This is a genomic window from Clostridium vitabionis (genome assembly GCF_015351765.1).
GTDB lineage: Bacteria > Bacillota > Clostridia > Lachnospirales > Lachnospiraceae > Clostridium_R > Clostridium_R vitabionis.
Genome location: NZ_JADKQA010000001.1, coordinates 940,531 through 956,189, shown reverse-complemented (window position 1 = coordinate 956,189; position 15,659 = coordinate 940,531). Strand labels below are relative to the sequence as shown.

The window sequence follows — 15,659 nt, the reverse complement described above, 5'->3', positions numbered from 1 at the left end:
CGATGAAAACGAAGAATATCATGGTCGTTGGTGTCGGCGGTCAGGGATCGCTCCTTGCCAGCAAGCTGCTCGGGCAGGTATTTCTCGACGGCGGTTTCGATGTCAAGGTTTCCGAGGTCCACGGCATGTCGCAGCGAGGCGGCAGCGTGGTGACCTATGTCCGTTACGGGGATAAGGTAGCCTCCCCGATTATCGATGAGGGAGAGGCGGACGTGATCGTCTCCTTTGAGCTTCTCGAGGCGGCCCGCTGGCTTCCGTGCCTCCGCCCGGACGGCCAGGTGGTGACCAACCTCCAGCAGATGGACCCGATGCCGGTGATCACCGGGGCGGCTTCCTATCCGGAGAATCTGGTGGAGAAGATGAGAAATGCGGGCGCGAAGGTGGATGCCCTCGACTGCTTGAAGCTTGCCGAGGAGGCCGGTTCCGCCAAGGCGGTGAACATTGTCCTCATGGGCAGGCTTTCCCGGTATTTTGACTTCCCGGTGGAGACCTGGATGAAGGCGATGGAGAGAATCGTTCCGGGCAAATTCCTGGAGATGAACCGGAAGGCATTTGCCCTCGGCCGGGACGCGGAGTAAGTCCCCCCGAGGCTGAGGCGAAGGCTTGTTTACTCAGAGCCGCGGCGGGAGGACGGGATTCTACCACCGCGGAGGAGGGGCGGCAGCACAGCAGGAACAGGACAGGAGAGAGAAGACATGGAAAGGTACTTTCAGAAGGACATCGAGTGCGCGCCGCGCGAGGTGATCCGGGATATCCAGAACAAGAAGCTCGTCGAGCAGGTGCGCCACGTGTGGGATCATGTGCCCTATTACCGGGCGCTCATGGAGAAGAAGGGCGTCACCCCGGAGGACATCCGGTCGATCGATGACCTCTATAAACTGCCGTTTATCGCCAAGGCAGACCTCAGGGAATCCTATCCCTACGGGCTCCTCGGCGTCCCGCTCAGGGACTGCGTCCGGATTCACTCGACCTCCGGAACCACCGGCAAGCGGGTTGTGGCCTTCTACACGAAGGGGGATCTTGACCTCTGGTCAGACTGCTGTGCCCGCGCGATCGCGGCGGCCGGCGGCACCGAGGAGGATGTGTGCCAGATATCCTACGGCTACGGTCTTTTTACCGGCGGCATGGGGCTCCACGGCGGCTCGGAAAAGCTCGGCTGCCTGACGATCCCGACCTCCTCCGGCAACACGGAGCGGCAAATCATGTTCATCCAGGATCTCAAGACCACCATCCTCTGCTGCACGCCGTCCTACGCGGCCTATCTTGCCGAGACCATGAAGGAGATGGGGCTCACCCCGGAGGATATCCCGCTCAAGGCGGGGATCTTCGGGGCTGAGGCCTGGACAGAGGAAATGCGCCACAGCATCGAGGAGACCCTGGGCATCAAGGCCTATGACATTTACGGCCTGACGGAGCTGTCCGGCCCCGGTGTAGCCTACGAGTGCTCGGCGCAGGATGGCATGCACATCAACGAGGATCACTTTATCGCGGAGATTATCGACCCGAAAACCGGCGAGGTACTACCCGAGGGCGCGGAGGGAGAGCTGGTCTTCACCTCGCTCGACAAGAAGGCGTTTCCCCTTCTCCGCTACAGGACAAGGGATATCTGCAGCCTGACCCGGGAGAGATGCTCCTGCGGCCGCACCTTTGTCCGGATGCAGAAGCCGAAGGGCCGGACGGACGATATGCTGATCATCCGCGGCGTCAATGTCTTCCCGTCGCAGATCGAGACTGTCCTCATGCAGCTCGGCTATCCGGCAAATTACCAGATTGTGGTGGACCGCGTGAACAATACGGATACCTTCGATGTCCTCGTGGAAATGACACCGGAGATGTTCACCGATGATATGGTGGAGGTGACCCGCCGCAGGAAGGAGCTCGGGGACGCCCTCAAATCCATGCTCGGCATCCGCGCGAACATCCGCCTGGTTGCGCCGAAGACAATCACCCGGAGCGAGGGGAAGGCGGTCCGCGTGATCGACCGGAGAAAACTGAACGGTTAACCTAAGGCCGGGCGGAGATTTCCGCCGGAGAGGAGAAGGCAGAAGATGAGTGTCAACCAGATTTCGATTTTCCTGGAAAATAAGCCGGGGACGCTTCATGAGATGACGCAGGTCCTCGATGAGAGCCGGGTCAACATGCGCGCCCTGTCCCTCGCGGAGACGGAGGGCTTCGGGATTGTCCGCATCATCGTGAACGATGTGGACGAGGCGGTCAATGTCCTCCGGAATGCAGGCTATGTCTGCCGGATGGTCCCGGTGGTGATCGTGTCCATTCCCGACGAGCCGGGCGGCCTGAATACGGTGCTCAGCTATCTGAAGGATGCCGGCGTGAACCTCGACTACATGTACGCGATGGAGGGCGGCCGGATCGCGGAGCACGCCCTGATGATTTTCCGCGTGAGCGACGCGGCGAAGGCGGAGCGGGTGCTTAAGGCCAAGAATATCCGTATCGTGAGCCAGGCGGATATCAGGGAAGAGTAACCGCGGCAGGATGCTTTGGTGAAAGGCAGTGTGCCGGGAAATGGCGGATATCCGCTGTTTGCCGGCGCACTGCCTTTTTTGCGTACCGACTTTTTGCGGGGTTCTGTTCCGGAATACAGCTGTTCCGCCGGCCTGCCCCGCCCGCGTTGCCTTTCCGGGACGCTGCCGGTAAGCCACCGTTTTGTGAATTTTCCCATCCGGAATGTGCCGGACAGCGATACCCTATGTACAGATTTGACGAATGTGAATAAAAAAACAATTGATTTTTCTGGACAATAATGCTAATATGACTAACAGAGATTGAGAGCAGAGGGCATCACATGGTAAAAAATTCGCAAATGTACTGCATTTCACCATGTGGGCTTTAATCTGCCCTTTTTTTGACTTTTCAGCTAAGCGCTCAATCTAATCCATAAGGGGGAGATATTCTATGGTTAAAAATTTTGCTCATCGGGGATTTTCCGGCAGATATCCGGAGAATACCCGGATTGCCTTTGAGAAGGCGATCGAAACTCCGGGGTGCGACGGTATTGAGAATGATGTGCACCTGACCAGGGACGGCGAGGTGGTCATCATCCATGACGAAAAACTGGACCGCACCTGCCTCAATATGAAGGGATTTGTGCGGGACTACACGCTGGACGAGCTGCGCCGGGCGGATCTTTCCTATACCTTCGCCGGCCAGGTTGAGCCGCAGCACATCATGACGCTCCGCGAATACCTGGAGCTGCTTGCGCCGACAAGCCTGGTCACGAATATCGAGTTAAAAACCGGTATTTTCGAGTACCCCGGCATCGAAAAAAAGGTGATCGACCTCATCCGCGAATTTGACATGGTTGACCGCATCATCATCTCGTCCTTCAATCATTACAGCATCAAGCGGATGAAGGAGCTCTGCCCGGAGATCCGCTGCGGGCTGCTGACCGATTCCTGGATCCTGGATGCCGGCCGTTATGTCCGGGAAAATGGATTCGAGTGCTATCATCCGATTTTCTATAACTGCACGCCGGAGCTTGTCCGCGGAATCCTTGCCCAGGGCATCGACATCAACTGCTGGACGGTCAATGAGGAGAAGGATATCCGCCAGATGATCGCCGCCGGCGTGACCTCGATCATCGGCAATTTCCCGGACCGGGTCGCGAAGATCCTCGCGGAGAAGAATTAACCGGCGCCGTTCTCCGGAAGTATATTCCCGTGCTGCAGATTCTGGTATGACGGGGCGGATCGGAATTCTTCCGGCCGTCTTGACAATAAAAGGAGGAAATGTATGAAAAACTTGAAAAAAGCGATGGCACTGACCATGGCTGCCGCAATGGCGGCATCCCTCGCGGCGTGCGGAGGATCTTCCTCATCGTCGACAACCGCGGCGGCGAAGACAACCGCGGCAGCAGCGGACACGACGGCGGCCGCGGCGGCAGATACGAAGGCGGCGGGTGCATCCGCGGCAGGCTCTGATTCCGAGGCGATTGACCTCTCTGGCGTTGACCCGAACTACAAGATCGAGTTCAAGCTGAGCCACGTATTTGCTCCGGATGAGGCGCTGACCAAGCACATGCAGGCCATCGCGGACAGCATCCGCGAGAAGTCGAACGGCATGGTGGATATCACCTGCTATCCGCAGTCCCAGCTGCCGGTATACCAGGACGGTGTCGCGCAGGTAGCCGCCGGCGCGAACTTCATTTCCGTAGAGGATCCGTCTTACCTTGCGGACTATGTTCCGGATTTCAACGTCCTGGCAGGCCCGATGCTGGTATCCAACTATGACCAGTACGGATACCTCCTGCAGACCGATGAAGTTCAGGAAATGTTCAAGAAGGCCGAGGAAAAGGGTGTCAAGGTCCTGAACATGGACTACATCTTCGGCTTCCGTTCAATGATGACCAACAAGGTCATCAAAGAGCCGGAAGACCTGAAGGGCATGAAGATCAGAACCCCGAAGTCTGAGCTCTATGTCAACACCATCAACGCGATGGGCGCAACGGCGACACCGATGGGCTTTGCGGATACCATCTCCGCTGTCCAGCAGGGCGTTGTTGACGGGCTTGAGGGAACCATCGACGCTTACGGCAGCAACGGTTCCGCGGAAGTCTGCAAGAACATGGCACTGACCAAGCATCTCCTTGGTGTCTGCGGCGCTTATATCAATCCTGATGTCTTCAACAGCATGCCTGAGCCGCTCCAGAAGCTGGTTCAGCAGGAGTTCAACAAGGGTGCTGAGGACATGGTCAAGGAGATTTCGGAGAACGAGAAGTCCCAGATGGAAAAGCTGGAGAAGGAGCAGGGCATCCAGTTCAACGAAGTGGACACGGAAGCCTTCCAGAAGCTGATGGTTCCGATCTACTCCGATATGGAGAAGAACAAGGGAACCACGCCTGGCCTGTATGACAAGTTCCAGAAGTACATCAAGGACAGCGGACTCTGATTCCTGAAACAGACAAAAAACGTTTATTGACCGTGCGGAGGGAGGGGGTTAGCCATTTCCCTCCGCATATTTTCCGCTTTGTGAACAGGGACGGATTCCGAGCCTTGTTTCCGCATCCCGATGATTAAAGGAAGATTAGCCTATGCTTTCCATGAAAAAATTCATGCGCGAAAATCCCGAGGAGTTCATCGCGTCGATTCTGCTCGTGATTACCACGATCCTCGTCCTGATGAATGTCTTCTTCCGCTACTGTCTGAACTCCGGCATCTACTGGAGTGAGGAGGTGGCGACCAGCTGCTTTGTCTGGAGCGTCTTCATCGGCGCCGCCGGCGCGTATCGGACCGGCGCCATGCTCGGCATCGATCTCCTGGTGAACAGGCTCCCGAGAGCGGCCAGGACCGCGGTGAAAATCATTGTCCAGTTTATTCTGCTGGTCATCAATTTCTATATTGTTTACCTCTCTGTTCTCTATATCAACCATACCCACGGGATTTCGACGTCCGTCCTCGGCGTTTCCTCCGCCTGGGTCAGCGCGGCGATCCCGGTGGGCTTCGGACTGGCGGCGATCTATACCGTTGTGCATATCGTTCAAATGTTCCGTGATATCCGGAACGGGAAGGAGGTATAAATATGGGATTTGCACCGCTCATTATTGTGCTGGTTCTGTATTTTACCGGCATTCCGATCGCATTTGCCCTTTTCGGTGCGACACTGTATTACTTTGCGTTTTTAAATACCGGTAGCCCGGCCTACCTGATTCTTCAGAAGTTCATCACCAGCGCCCAGTCGTTCTCCCTGCTGGCGATCCCGTTCTTCGTCATGGCCGGCTCCATCATGAACTACGCGGGCATCAGTGAAAAACTGATGGCTTTCGCTGACGTCCTTACCGGACATCTTCCCGGCGCGCTGGCGCAGGTCAACGTCCTGCTCTCCATGCTGATGGGCGGCGTATCCGGCTCGGCGAACGCGGACGCGGCGATGGAGGCGAAAATGCTCGTGCCGGAGATGGAGCGGAGAGGGTACAGCCGCGGGTTCTCCGCGGCGATCACCGCGGCGTCATCCGCGGTGACACCGGTCATCCCACCGGGCATTAACCTGATTATCTACGCGCTGATTGCCAATGTGTCCGTCGGGAAAATGTTCATGGCCGGTTATGTTCCCGGCATCTTCATGGCCATCTGCCTGATGATTGCGGTTCACATCATCTCGAAAAAGAGGGGGTACAAACCGACCCGCAGCCACATGGCTTCCGGAAAAGAAATCGGGAAACAGGCACTGGATTCGATCTGGGCGATTTTCTTCCCATTCGGCATCATCGGCGGAATGCGGATCGGCATTTTCACTCCGTCTGAGTGCGGGGCTGTCGCGGTCCTTTACACGCTCATTGTCGGCGCCCTGATTTACCGGAGGCTGAAACCGGAGCACACCGCGCTGATCCTCAAGGAATCCGTGGAAGGCACCGCCGGCGTTGTCCTCATTATCGTGGCCGCAAATGTCTTCGGGCAGTACATGACCTGGGAAGGGATTCCGGGAATGATCTCCAGCGCGCTTCTCGGCGTGACCTCCAATACAATTGTCATGCTGCTGATCATCAACATTATCCTCCTGATTGTCGGCATGTTCATGGAAGGTGGCGCGGCAATGATCATCCTCGCGCCGCTGCTGATCCCGGTGGTTTCCAAGCTTGGCGTGAACCTGGTGCATTTCGGCCTGATCATCATCGTCAATATCATGATCGGCGGCCTGACACCGCCGTTCGGCTCGATGATGTTCACCGTCTGCAGCATTGTCGACTGCCCGATCCCGGAATTTGTCAAGGAGTGCATCCCGTTTATTATCGCGCTTCTGGTTGCCCTCCTGATCGTCACGTATTTCCCGGGGCTGACGCTCTTTGTCCCGAATCTGGTATTCGGAAAGTAAAGATTTTCTGCTTGACATCTGCCGGCAGAAATGCTATTGTCTAATAGTTGTGAAAAGCAGCATCAGGAAAGCAGGTTATCGGCCTCACCCAGGCATTTACCATGTGCCCGTGGTTCATACGGAATGGACGAGTCCCTTCAGGGACTTTGGTTAAGCATGTATGAATGGGCGGCCGGTTGATCTGGCCGCCCGTTTTCTGTGTTCAGACCGGGGATGCGGACAGGATCCTGCGAAGGTCCAGAGAGAAATGTTTGTGCGATGGGAGGTTGACGGCAATTAGCGATTACATGATTAACGAACAGATCCGTGACCGGGAAGTTCGTTTGATTGGAGAAAACGGTGAACAGCTTGGCATTATGCCGGCGAGGGACGCGCTTCAGCGCGCAAGGGAAGCGGAGCTTGACCTGGTCAAGATCGCACCCAACGCGAAGCCTCCGGTATGTAAGATTATCGATTATTCCAAGTATCGGTATGAGATGCTGAGAAAGGAAAAAGAGGCAAGGAAGAAGCAGAAGTCTGTCGAAGTCAAAGAAATCCGTATGTCTCCGAACATTGATGACAATGACCTGAATACGAAGGTGTCCGCCGCGAGAAAATTCATCGAGAAGGGCAACAAGGTCAAGGTCACGCTGCGTTTCCGGGGCCGTGAGATGGCTCACATGGCGCAGACAAAGTACATTCTGGATGATTTCGCAGAGAAGCTTTCCGACATCGCGGTCATTGAGAAACCGGCCAAGATCGAGGGAAGGACCATTGTCATTTTCCTGACGGCAAAGCGTCAATAAACCTATTTGAAGGAGGAACTAGATCATGCCTAAGATGAAGACAAGCAGAGCTGCCGCAAAGCGCTTTAAGAAGACGGGTACCGGAAAACTGGTGAGAAACAAGGCTTATAAGTCCCATATCCTGACGAAGAAGAGCACCAAGAGAAAGAGAAATCTCCGCAAGGATACCGTTGCTGATATCACCAACAGCAGGGTAATGCGCAAGATTCTGCCGTATCTGTAATTCGTGAGGACGAAAAGGAGGAAATAAGCGATGGCAAGAATTAAAGGGGCATTAAATGCCAAGAAGAAGCACAATAGAGTATTAAAGCTGGCCAAGGGATACAGGGGCGCCCGCTCCAAGCAGTACAGGGTAGCCAAGCAGTCGGTCATGAGAGCCCTGAACTCTTCCTATGCCGGCCGCAAGCAGAGAAAGAGACAGTTCAGACAGCTCTGGATCGCCAGAATCAACGCTGCCTGCCGCATGAACGGCATTTCCTACAGCAAGTTTATGTTCGGCCTCAAGAAGTCCAACATCGACCTTAACCGCAAGGTTCTCGCGGATATGGCCATCACGGATGCCGCAGGCTTTGCAAAGCTTGCCGAGACCGCGAAGAGCGCGATCAGCGCATAAGCTGCCAGTCCGTACGAAGGAATTTCATGCATCGACCTGCTTTCTGACAGGGTCGGTGCATTTTTTTATGCAGAGCACTTAACAATAACCAGCCACTTAACGAGGACAAGCGAAAGCGCAGTCCGAGTTTAGTGGAGTGGCTATCCAATGATAACCAGCCACTTAACGAGGACAAGCGAAAGCGCAGTCCGAGTTTAGTGGAGTGGCTATCCGCGGAGCGGGGCGCAAGCCCGGAGTGCGAAGATCGGGCTTAGTGGGACTGTGTAAAATTGTTTTGCGAGAACAAGCGTAAGCACAGTTCAGACTTAGCAAATTGGGGGTTATGGGGTACAATTTGACACTCCACACGACTAAAGTCGTGGGATTCTTGCTTCAGCCACTACTGCGTTCCTAACAAGTTACCTTGTTGGCTCGTCTTACACAGTGTCCACAAGCGTAAATTCCCGTATGCCCTACGGTATTTTATATATGTCAGGCTATTGACAGCCCTTTATTTAAGATGTTTATGCTTGCGTTGGTGTCTCTATCGTGCTTTGCGTGACAATTAGGACATTCCCATTCTCTGATAGAGAGATTCTTTACAAACGGGTTCTTATACCCACAACAACTGCATGTCTGGCTGCTTGGATACATAGTAGGTACTTTGATTATGTCATTTCCGTACCATGTAGCCTTGTATTCAAGCATTGCAAAGAACTTAGACCATGAACAGCTTGCTATGTGTTGCGCAAGTTTATGATTACGAATCATTCCTTTTACATTCAGGTCTTCAATACAGATCGTTTGGTTTTCGCTAACAAGTATCGTTGACTGTTTTTGGAGGAAATCGTTATGCTGATTCGTTATCTTTTCATGGACTTTAGCTACCTTAACACGCTGTCTATTGCGATTATTAGAGCCATTTTGCTTACGAGAAAGCCTGCGTTGTTCTCTGACGAGTTTACGCATAGACTTCTCTAAATACTTAGGGTTATTGACGACATTGCCGTTGCTGTCGGAGTAAAACTCCTTTATGCCGACATCAATGCCAATCATGCAGCCTGCATTTGGTCGAAACTCTGGCTCAAAGTCAACATTCAGAACTACAAAGTATTTACCCGTAGGAGTATGCTCTACCGTGACATTATTGATATGCCCGACTTCCATGGATTGTTTGATTTTGACATACCCGAGCTTCGGGAGCTTAATATACTTCCCGATTATGCGGATATTATCGCCCTGATTAATGGTTCTGTATGACTGGTGGTTATTATGCTTACTCTTGAACTGCGGATGTCTTGCACGTTTCTCAAAGAAATTTTTAAATCCACGGTCTAAATCCCTCAAAGACTGCTGGAGTGCAATAGAATCAACGTCCTTCAGGAAAGCAAAGTCAGCCTGCTTTTTAAGGTCTGTGAGCATAGCAGATGTTTGGTTATAGCCAATCTTTTCGCCATTGGAATAGGCATCGTTACGCATGGCAAGACCTTTGTTGTAGATGAGCCTGCAACATCCGAATGTTCGATTTATTAAGTTTTGTTGTTCCTTATTGGGATACGCCCTAAACTTAACACCTTTGTTCATGCTTACACCTACGGTCTTGTTTTTTGGGTATCTACATACCACTTAATCGTTTCGGAACTTACATTGCCTGCTGTACTTACAAAATAGTTTCGAGTCCAAAGACTCGGCATTGCTTTAAGCTGTGGAAATTCTTCTCTTAATTGAAGTGAAGTACAGCCCTTAATCTGCTTCATTATGTTTGGAATGGACATAGTTGGCAGTACACTAACGAAAATATGTACATGGTCCATATGACATTCCAGAGCAAGGATTTCAATACCTTGTTTTTCACATTCAGCAGTAGTAAGTTCTTTAAATCTTTCCTCAACACCCTGGATATTAAATATTTTTCTGCGGTATCGAGGACAAAATACAAAATGGTAGTTAATCAATGATACAGTTGTTTTTGTATGTTTATATTCATTCTTCATGAATATATAGTAGCACATTTGTAGATATTATCCAATATATTATCTATAGAAAGTAAAGAGGTGGGCTATCATCCTCACGGTTGAAACCGTGGGTTTTCTCGCCCACATGGGTTATAAGAAAAGCGCGTCAAAACCCGGCAACACGCATGCTTGCAAGCCGGTGGCGGAGGTTCTATCATAAAAGAAAACCAGAAAGGAATGGTGACACAGATGGGAAATGTGAAAATTACCTGGCTGGGGCACAGCTGCATGGCGGTAGAAAAAGAGGATTACCGGATTGTCTTTGATCCCTACGGGGATAATACGGTACCTGGATATCCGCCGCTTCGGACAGATGCCGACCTTGTCCTTTGCAGCCATGGCCACAGCGACCACAATGCGGCGGAGCTTATTCAGATCCGGCAGGACGCGGAGAAGAAGGAGAATCCCTGGAAGATCACGGAGCTGTCCTCCTTCCACGATGAGAACGGCGGTAAAGACCGCGGAACCAACACGATCCGCATCCTGGATGACGGGGAGTACCGGATCGCACACATGGGAGACCTTGGCTGCGCGCTCACGCCAGAGCAGAAGAGAGCTCTCAGCGGCCTCGATGTGATGCTGGTCCCGGTCGGCGGATTTTTTACCCTGGAGCCGGACCGCATTCATGCCATCGTCCAGGAACTCCAGCCGACGGTAGTTGTTCCTATGCATTACCGCTTCGGGGCGTACGGCTACCCGAAGATCGGGACGCTGGACGCCTATACCAGCCTCTGCGATGATGTGGTGATTTACGACGGTAATTCCCTGGAGCTTCCGGAGGATGGGGCGCCGCAGACCGCAGTGCTGAAATTTACGGAGTGATCGGGAGACGCCTGGAAAAACGGCGTTCTGGACCGCTTGCGGCGCCTGGACACATACGGGGAGAGAGCCCGCAAAGGCGTCCGCGAGCGGCGATTTGCAGGCCACCTTCCCTGCATATCCTGAGGAATTACCAAATTTTTTTAAAAAGTTGTTGCAATTAGATTTTTACTGTGGTATAGTATCATTCGTCGGCGAGAGAAAACGACGACAGGATGAGCGGAAGTGCTGGAATTGGCAGACAGGCAAGACTAAGGATCTTGTGTGCGAATACACGTGTGGGTTCAAGTCCCATCTTCCGCATCCATGCAGAAGTGGCGGAATTGGCAGACGCGCACGGTTCAGGTCCGTGTGATAGCAATATCATGAGGGTTCAAGTCCCTTCTTCTGCATTAAACGGAAGCCCCGGAAAATCGCTTTTTGAAGTGGTTTTCGGGGTTTATTTTTTGTGTTGTGGCTGCGTTTTGCGGTAACTGGCCGTGAACCCTTTTGTGGGAATACTACATTTACGGATACACTGACATCTATGTTGCATGTCCTGGTCAGTCTGAAGTCGCGATTTTCTGTCGATGGCGAGAATCATAAGGTGATTCATATCCGTGACGACGGTACAGCAGAAAACGTGGACGCGGTCGCGCAGGTCAGTGACACGTCGGCGGACTTTGCGGCGGACAGTTTCTCCGTGTACGCAATCGTGGAAACCGGGGATGCATCGCATTTCCCCCTCGATCTCGCCGGTATGGTGGGCTGCCTGCTGCTTCTCGTTGATGACTTTCTGTTCTGGAAAAAAAGTGGAAGAAAAGACAGGTAATCTGCCGGAGAATAGAATCAACATCATGAAAAAGGCTGACAGCATTAAGCTGCCGGCCTTTTTTGGGATTCTCGTCTTTGGAAAGGCTGGGCTCTCTTTTTGCGTCCCTTCTCGTCCTTTCGTTCCAGGATGATGGCTGTCCTACTCACGGATGGCAGGTCAGATGCCAGGCGGAATGCTGCGGCATCTGCTGCGTCCCGTTTTTCTGTACATCGGGAGAACTAGCGGGTATAATGCAAGGAAACAGCCAGGGAATATGCGCTCCGATGCAGGCGGGAAGAAAACCCGCTTCGTCGTGCGGATTCCCGGGTGGAAGGAGGAAAATTTGATCTGGATATTTGAAAAGAATCAGAATGATGTCTTTGACACCCTGGAGGAGGCTCGGGAGACGATCCTTCGGCTCTGCGGCAGCCGCCTCGGGGAAGAAGCCCTGAAGGAGCTTGAAGGGGCGAAGGCAGGGACATTCTTCCGCAAGGAGGGGAGTCCCCTGATCAAGGTTGTTACGGAGGAAACCGGGAATTACATTCGTCTTCGGCAGAGACTTGGCATAAAGAAGAAGGAAAACCCCGGAAATGTCTGAGGAACAGGAGCTTCTTCGTAAAATTTCCATAAATTTAGGCAAAATCTCATATTCCATGGTAAAATAAATTATTGCGTTTTGACGGACACACCGGCGGATAGAACCGGAATCCTGCCGGGAGGGATTTTCCAGGGAGGTGAGAGCGCGTTGACAAATAAGGAACCGGAAGAACGCCTTACCATCCGGGAACAGGCGGAGATGGCCGAGCGGGAATTTCTGAGCCCTTATGCGGCGTTGTCCTCGGAGAGCCGCGGGCGGGACCGCGAAGAACCGCCGTGTGATATCCGGCCATGCTATCAGCGGGACCGGGACCGGATTCTCCACTGCAAGTCGTTCCGCCGGATGAAACACAAGACGCAGGTATTCCTGAGCCCGGAGGGCGATCACTACCGGACGCGCCTGACCCACACGCTCGAGGTCGCGCAGATCGCGCGGACGATCGCAAGGGCGCTCAGGCTAAATGAATCGCTGACGGAGGCGGTCGCGCTCGGGCATGATCTCGGGCATACGCCTTTCGGCCATGCCGGGGAACGGATCCTGAACGAGATCTGTCCGGACGGATTTGCCCACTATACGCAGAGCGTCCGCGTGGTGGAGGTTCTCGAGAAGAACGGCCAGGGGCTCAATCTCACCTGGGAGGTCAGGGACGGTATCCTGAACCACCGCCTGTCCGGGCATCCGCACACGCTCGAGGGGCAGATTGTCCGCCTGTCGGACAAGGTCGCCTACATCAACCACGATATCGATGACGCGATCCGGGCGAAGATTTTCCGCGAGGAGGATATCCCGCGGGAATACACCGATGTGCTGGGGGACAGTGTGAAATCCCGGCTGAACACGCTGATTCACGATATCATTTACCAGAGCATGGGACAGCCGGACATCCGGATGTCGCCGGATGTGGAGCGGGCGATGACCGACCTGCGGAAATGGATGTTTGAGAACGTCTATTCGAACCCGGTCGCGAAGTCGCAGGAGCCGAAGGCGCAGCATCTCCTTCTGATGCTTTTTGACTATTATACCAAGCACATTCATGAGATGCCGCCGGAGTATCTGGACATTATGCAGGCGCGGCATGAGACAAAGGAGCGGATCGTCTGTGACTATATCGCGGGTATGACGGACAGCTACGCGATCGACCGGTTCAATGAGCTGTTCGTGCCCATGAGCTGGAAAATCTGACGCCGGCGTTTTTTCGTAAATGACAAGCAGGAAGGGGGAAGTCCGCGGTGCGGTATTCTGAGGAGCTGATTGATGAGGTCCGGAGCAGGAATGATATTGTCGAGGTGATCTCCGGCTACATCCAGCTGAAGAAGTCCGGGGCCAACTATTTCGGGCTCTGCCCGTTCCACGGGGAAAAGACGCCATCCTTCTCGGTGTCCCCGGAGAAGCAGATGTACCACTGCTTCGGGTGCGGCGCGAGCGGAAATGTATTCTCCTTCCTCATGCAGTATGAGCAGCTCTCGTTTCCGGAGGCGGTGCAGCGCCTCGCCGACCGCGCGGGAATCGCGCTGCCGAAGCGGGAGCTCACCGGGAAGGCGAAGGAGGAGGCGGATCTCAGGCAGAAGCTGTTTGAGGTCAATAAGCTGGCTGCGAACTATTTCTATATCCAGCTGAAATCCCCGAAGGGAGAGCAGGGGCTCTCGTATTTTACCGGGCGGGCGCTCACGGACGCGACAATCCGGCATTTCGGCCTCGGCTATTCCAACAAGACCTCGGACGACCTCTACCGGTTCCTCAGGGGCAGGGGCTACGCAGACGCGGTGCTCAAGGAGACCGGGCTGTTTACCTACACGGAGAAGGGCGTTTTTGACAAGTTCTGGAACCGGGTGATGTTCCCGATCATGGACGCGAACAGCCGGGTCATCGGCTTCGGCGGGCGCGTGATGGGGGACGGGGAACCGAAATATCTCAATTCCCCGGAAACCAGGATTTTTGAGAAAAGCCGGAACCTGTACGGGCTCAATTTTGCCCGGAGCTCCCGGAAGAAATATATGCTTCTCTGCGAGGGGTACATGGATGTCATCGCCATGCACCAGGCGGGATTCACCAATTCCGTAGCTTCTCTCGGCACCTCGCTGACGGAGCAGCATGCCGCGATCCTCCGCCGCTATACGGACACGGTCATCCTGACCTACGACAGCGACGGCGCGGGCGTCAAGGCGGCGCTCAGGGCGATCCCGATGCTCAGGAATGTCGGCATTTCCACGAAAGTCTTGAATATGCGGCCGCACAAGGATCCCGACGAGTTCATCAAGGCTGAGGGCAGGGAAGCCTTTGAACAGCGGATCGCGGAAGCCCGGAACAGCTTTCTCTTTGAGATTGACGTCCTTAAGCGGGATCTCGATATGGATGACCCCGAACAGCGGACAAGGTTTTACCGGGAGACCGCGCGGAAACTTCTGGAATTTGACGAGCCGCTTGAGCGGGAGAGCTACATCGACGCGGTCGCCCGGGAATTCTTCATCCCGAAGGACGAGCTGGCCGCGCTCGTGAACCGCATGGGCCTCTCTTACGGAACCGGTTCCCGGCCTTCTGCGGGGGCAAATGCCCGGGGCAGCGCCGGAATGCCGGAACAGCCCGTGAAAATGCAGGCAAATCCGAGGAAAAGGCGGGAGGACGGCATCCGCCAGTCCGAGCGGCTTCTTCTCGGCATGCTGATCAACGATCCGACGGATTTTGACAAAATCCGGGGGATTATCGGGCCGGCGGATTTCCAGGATCCGGTGTACAGGAAGGCAGCGGCGGATGTATTTGCCCAGCACGAAAAATCACCGGACGGAAAAGTCCTCCCGGCGCAGCTTCTGAGCCGCTATCAGGCGGAGGGAGACGACGCGCAGGAGATTGCCGGGCTTTTCAGCGAGGGGATGGCGGCGTCGCTCCGGGAGAGCGGCCCCAAGGCGCTGACCGAGACCGTCCGGAAGATCCGGAAGAACAGCCTGGATGTGAAGCTCAGGGAGGCGGGCGACATCCGGGAAATGCAGGAGATTATCCGCCAGCAGGCGGAGCTGGCGAATCTCGATCTGGGATGACGGGATCGCTGCAGCATGGGGAGATCCAACCCCGGGAAAGCGTGCCCGTCCCCAGGGAAGAGTGCCCGCGCTCCGAAAATAGTATCAACAACTTGGAAAGCTTGCCCGCACCCCGGAAAGAGCGCCGACACCCCGGAAATTCAGTCACAGGATGGCAGGAAGCCGTCCAGGGAGGTATCTGATTTGCGTACAAAGAAGGA

18 protein-coding genes and 2 tRNA genes are annotated in these 15,659 nt (G+C 54.3%); 18 read left to right on the top strand and 2 right to left on the bottom strand.

The features are described 5' to 3' along the window. Positions 1-2 precede the first annotated feature (2 nt). The 11 genes from ISF27_RS04180 to rplT all read left to right on the top strand — a co-directional run bounded on the left by ISF27_RS04180 (position 3) and on the right by rplT (position 8,223). Positions 3-578: an indolepyruvate oxidoreductase subunit beta gene (locus ISF27_RS04180; RefSeq protein ID WP_194609362.1), complete on the top strand. Its 576-nt coding sequence runs from the start codon at positions 3-5 to the stop codon at positions 576-578. 117 nt (positions 579-695) lie between these two features. Then, entirely contained in the window at positions 696-2,003 is a 1,308-nt protein-coding gene (locus ISF27_RS04175) for a phenylacetate--CoA ligase family protein (protein WP_194609360.1), read from the top strand. Between the two features lie 45 nt (positions 2,004-2,048). Next, complete coding sequence (locus ISF27_RS04170; RefSeq protein ID WP_194609358.1) at positions 2,049-2,483, top strand: ACT domain-containing protein; 435 nt, start codon at positions 2,049-2,051, stop codon at positions 2,481-2,483. Between the two features lie 15 nt (positions 2,484-2,498). Continuing rightward, the gene (locus ISF27_RS04165; protein WP_194609356.1) at positions 2,499-2,762 is read left to right on the top strand and encodes a hypothetical protein; all 264 of its coding nucleotides are present in this window, start codon (positions 2,499-2,501) and stop codon (positions 2,760-2,762) included. Positions 2,763-2,913: 151 nt separating this feature from the next. Further along, complete coding sequence (locus tag ISF27_RS04160) at positions 2,914-3,648, top strand: glycerophosphodiester phosphodiesterase (protein ID WP_194609354.1); 735 nt, start codon at positions 2,914-2,916, stop codon at positions 3,646-3,648. Between the two features lie 102 nt (positions 3,649-3,750). After that, a complete protein-coding gene (locus ISF27_RS04155) occupies positions 3,751-4,905 on the top strand; it encodes a C4-dicarboxylate TRAP transporter substrate-binding protein (RefSeq protein WP_194609352.1) in 1,155 nt (384 codons plus the stop codon). Positions 4,906-5,056: 151 nt separating this feature from the next. Beyond that, entirely contained in the window at positions 5,057-5,533 is a 477-nt protein-coding gene (locus ISF27_RS04150) for a TRAP transporter small permease (RefSeq protein WP_194609350.1), read from the top strand. A gap of 2 nt (positions 5,534-5,535) precedes the next feature. Continuing rightward, a complete protein-coding gene (locus ISF27_RS04145) occupies positions 5,536-6,825 on the top strand; it encodes a TRAP transporter large permease (protein ID WP_194609348.1) in 1,290 nt (429 codons plus the stop codon). Between the two features lie 287 nt (positions 6,826-7,112). Beyond that, entirely contained in the window at positions 7,113-7,610 is a 498-nt protein-coding gene (gene infC / locus ISF27_RS04140; RefSeq protein ID WP_194609346.1) for a translation initiation factor IF-3, read from the top strand. Positions 7,611-7,635: 25 nt separating this feature from the next. After that, positions 7,636-7,833 carry a 50S ribosomal protein L35 gene (gene rpmI, locus ISF27_RS04135; RefSeq protein WP_194609344.1) on the top strand — a complete coding sequence of 66 codons (198 nt, stop codon included), beginning with the start codon at positions 7,636-7,638 and terminating at the stop codon, positions 7,831-7,833. A gap of 30 nt (positions 7,834-7,863) precedes the next feature. Continuing rightward, on the top strand, positions 7,864-8,223 hold the full coding sequence (gene rplT / locus ISF27_RS04130) for a 50S ribosomal protein L20 (RefSeq protein WP_194609342.1): 360 nt from the start codon (positions 7,864-7,866) through the stop codon (positions 8,221-8,223). 471 nt (positions 8,224-8,694) lie between these two features. Here the strand turns inward: rplT and tnpB are convergent, their stop codons facing one another. Further along, on the bottom strand, positions 8,695-9,786 hold the full coding sequence (gene tnpB / locus ISF27_RS04125) for an IS200/IS605 family element RNA-guided endonuclease TnpB (RefSeq protein ID WP_194609340.1): 1,092 nt from the start codon (positions 9,784-9,786) through the stop codon (positions 8,695-8,697). Between the two features lie 8 nt (positions 9,787-9,794). Continuing rightward, positions 9,795-10,196 (bottom strand): IS200/IS605 family transposase, encoded by a 402-nt coding sequence (gene tnpA / locus ISF27_RS04120; RefSeq protein ID WP_194609338.1) that lies wholly within the window; start codon positions 10,194-10,196, stop codon positions 9,795-9,797. A gap of 198 nt (positions 10,197-10,394) precedes the next feature. Between tnpA and ISF27_RS04115 the strand changes: the two genes are divergently transcribed. The 7 genes from ISF27_RS04115 to dnaG all read left to right on the top strand — a co-directional run bounded on the left by ISF27_RS04115 (position 10,395) and on the right by dnaG (position 15,459). Further along, entirely contained in the window at positions 10,395-11,039 is a 645-nt protein-coding gene (locus tag ISF27_RS04115) for an MBL fold metallo-hydrolase (protein ID WP_235986007.1), read from the top strand. Between the two features lie 216 nt (positions 11,040-11,255). Next, positions 11,256-11,339, top strand: a tRNA-Leu gene (locus ISF27_RS04110). 5 nt (positions 11,340-11,344) lie between these two features. Further along, positions 11,345-11,428 (top strand) — tRNA-Leu (locus tag ISF27_RS04105). Positions 11,429-11,562: 134 nt separating this feature from the next. Beyond that, on the top strand, positions 11,563-11,847 hold the full coding sequence (locus ISF27_RS04100; protein WP_194609336.1) for a hypothetical protein: 285 nt from the start codon (positions 11,563-11,565) through the stop codon (positions 11,845-11,847). 325 nt (positions 11,848-12,172) lie between these two features. Continuing rightward, entirely contained in the window at positions 12,173-12,427 is a 255-nt protein-coding gene (locus ISF27_RS04095; protein ID WP_194609334.1) for a hypothetical protein, read from the top strand. Positions 12,428-12,625: 198 nt separating this feature from the next. Next, positions 12,626-13,609, top strand: a complete 984-nt coding sequence (locus tag ISF27_RS04090; protein ID WP_194609721.1) for a deoxyguanosinetriphosphate triphosphohydrolase — start codon at positions 12,626-12,628, stop codon at positions 13,607-13,609. A gap of 47 nt (positions 13,610-13,656) precedes the next feature. Further along, complete coding sequence (gene dnaG / locus ISF27_RS04085) at positions 13,657-15,459, top strand: DNA primase (protein ID WP_194609331.1); 1,803 nt, start codon at positions 13,657-13,659, stop codon at positions 15,457-15,459. Positions 15,460-15,659 lie beyond the last annotated feature (200 nt).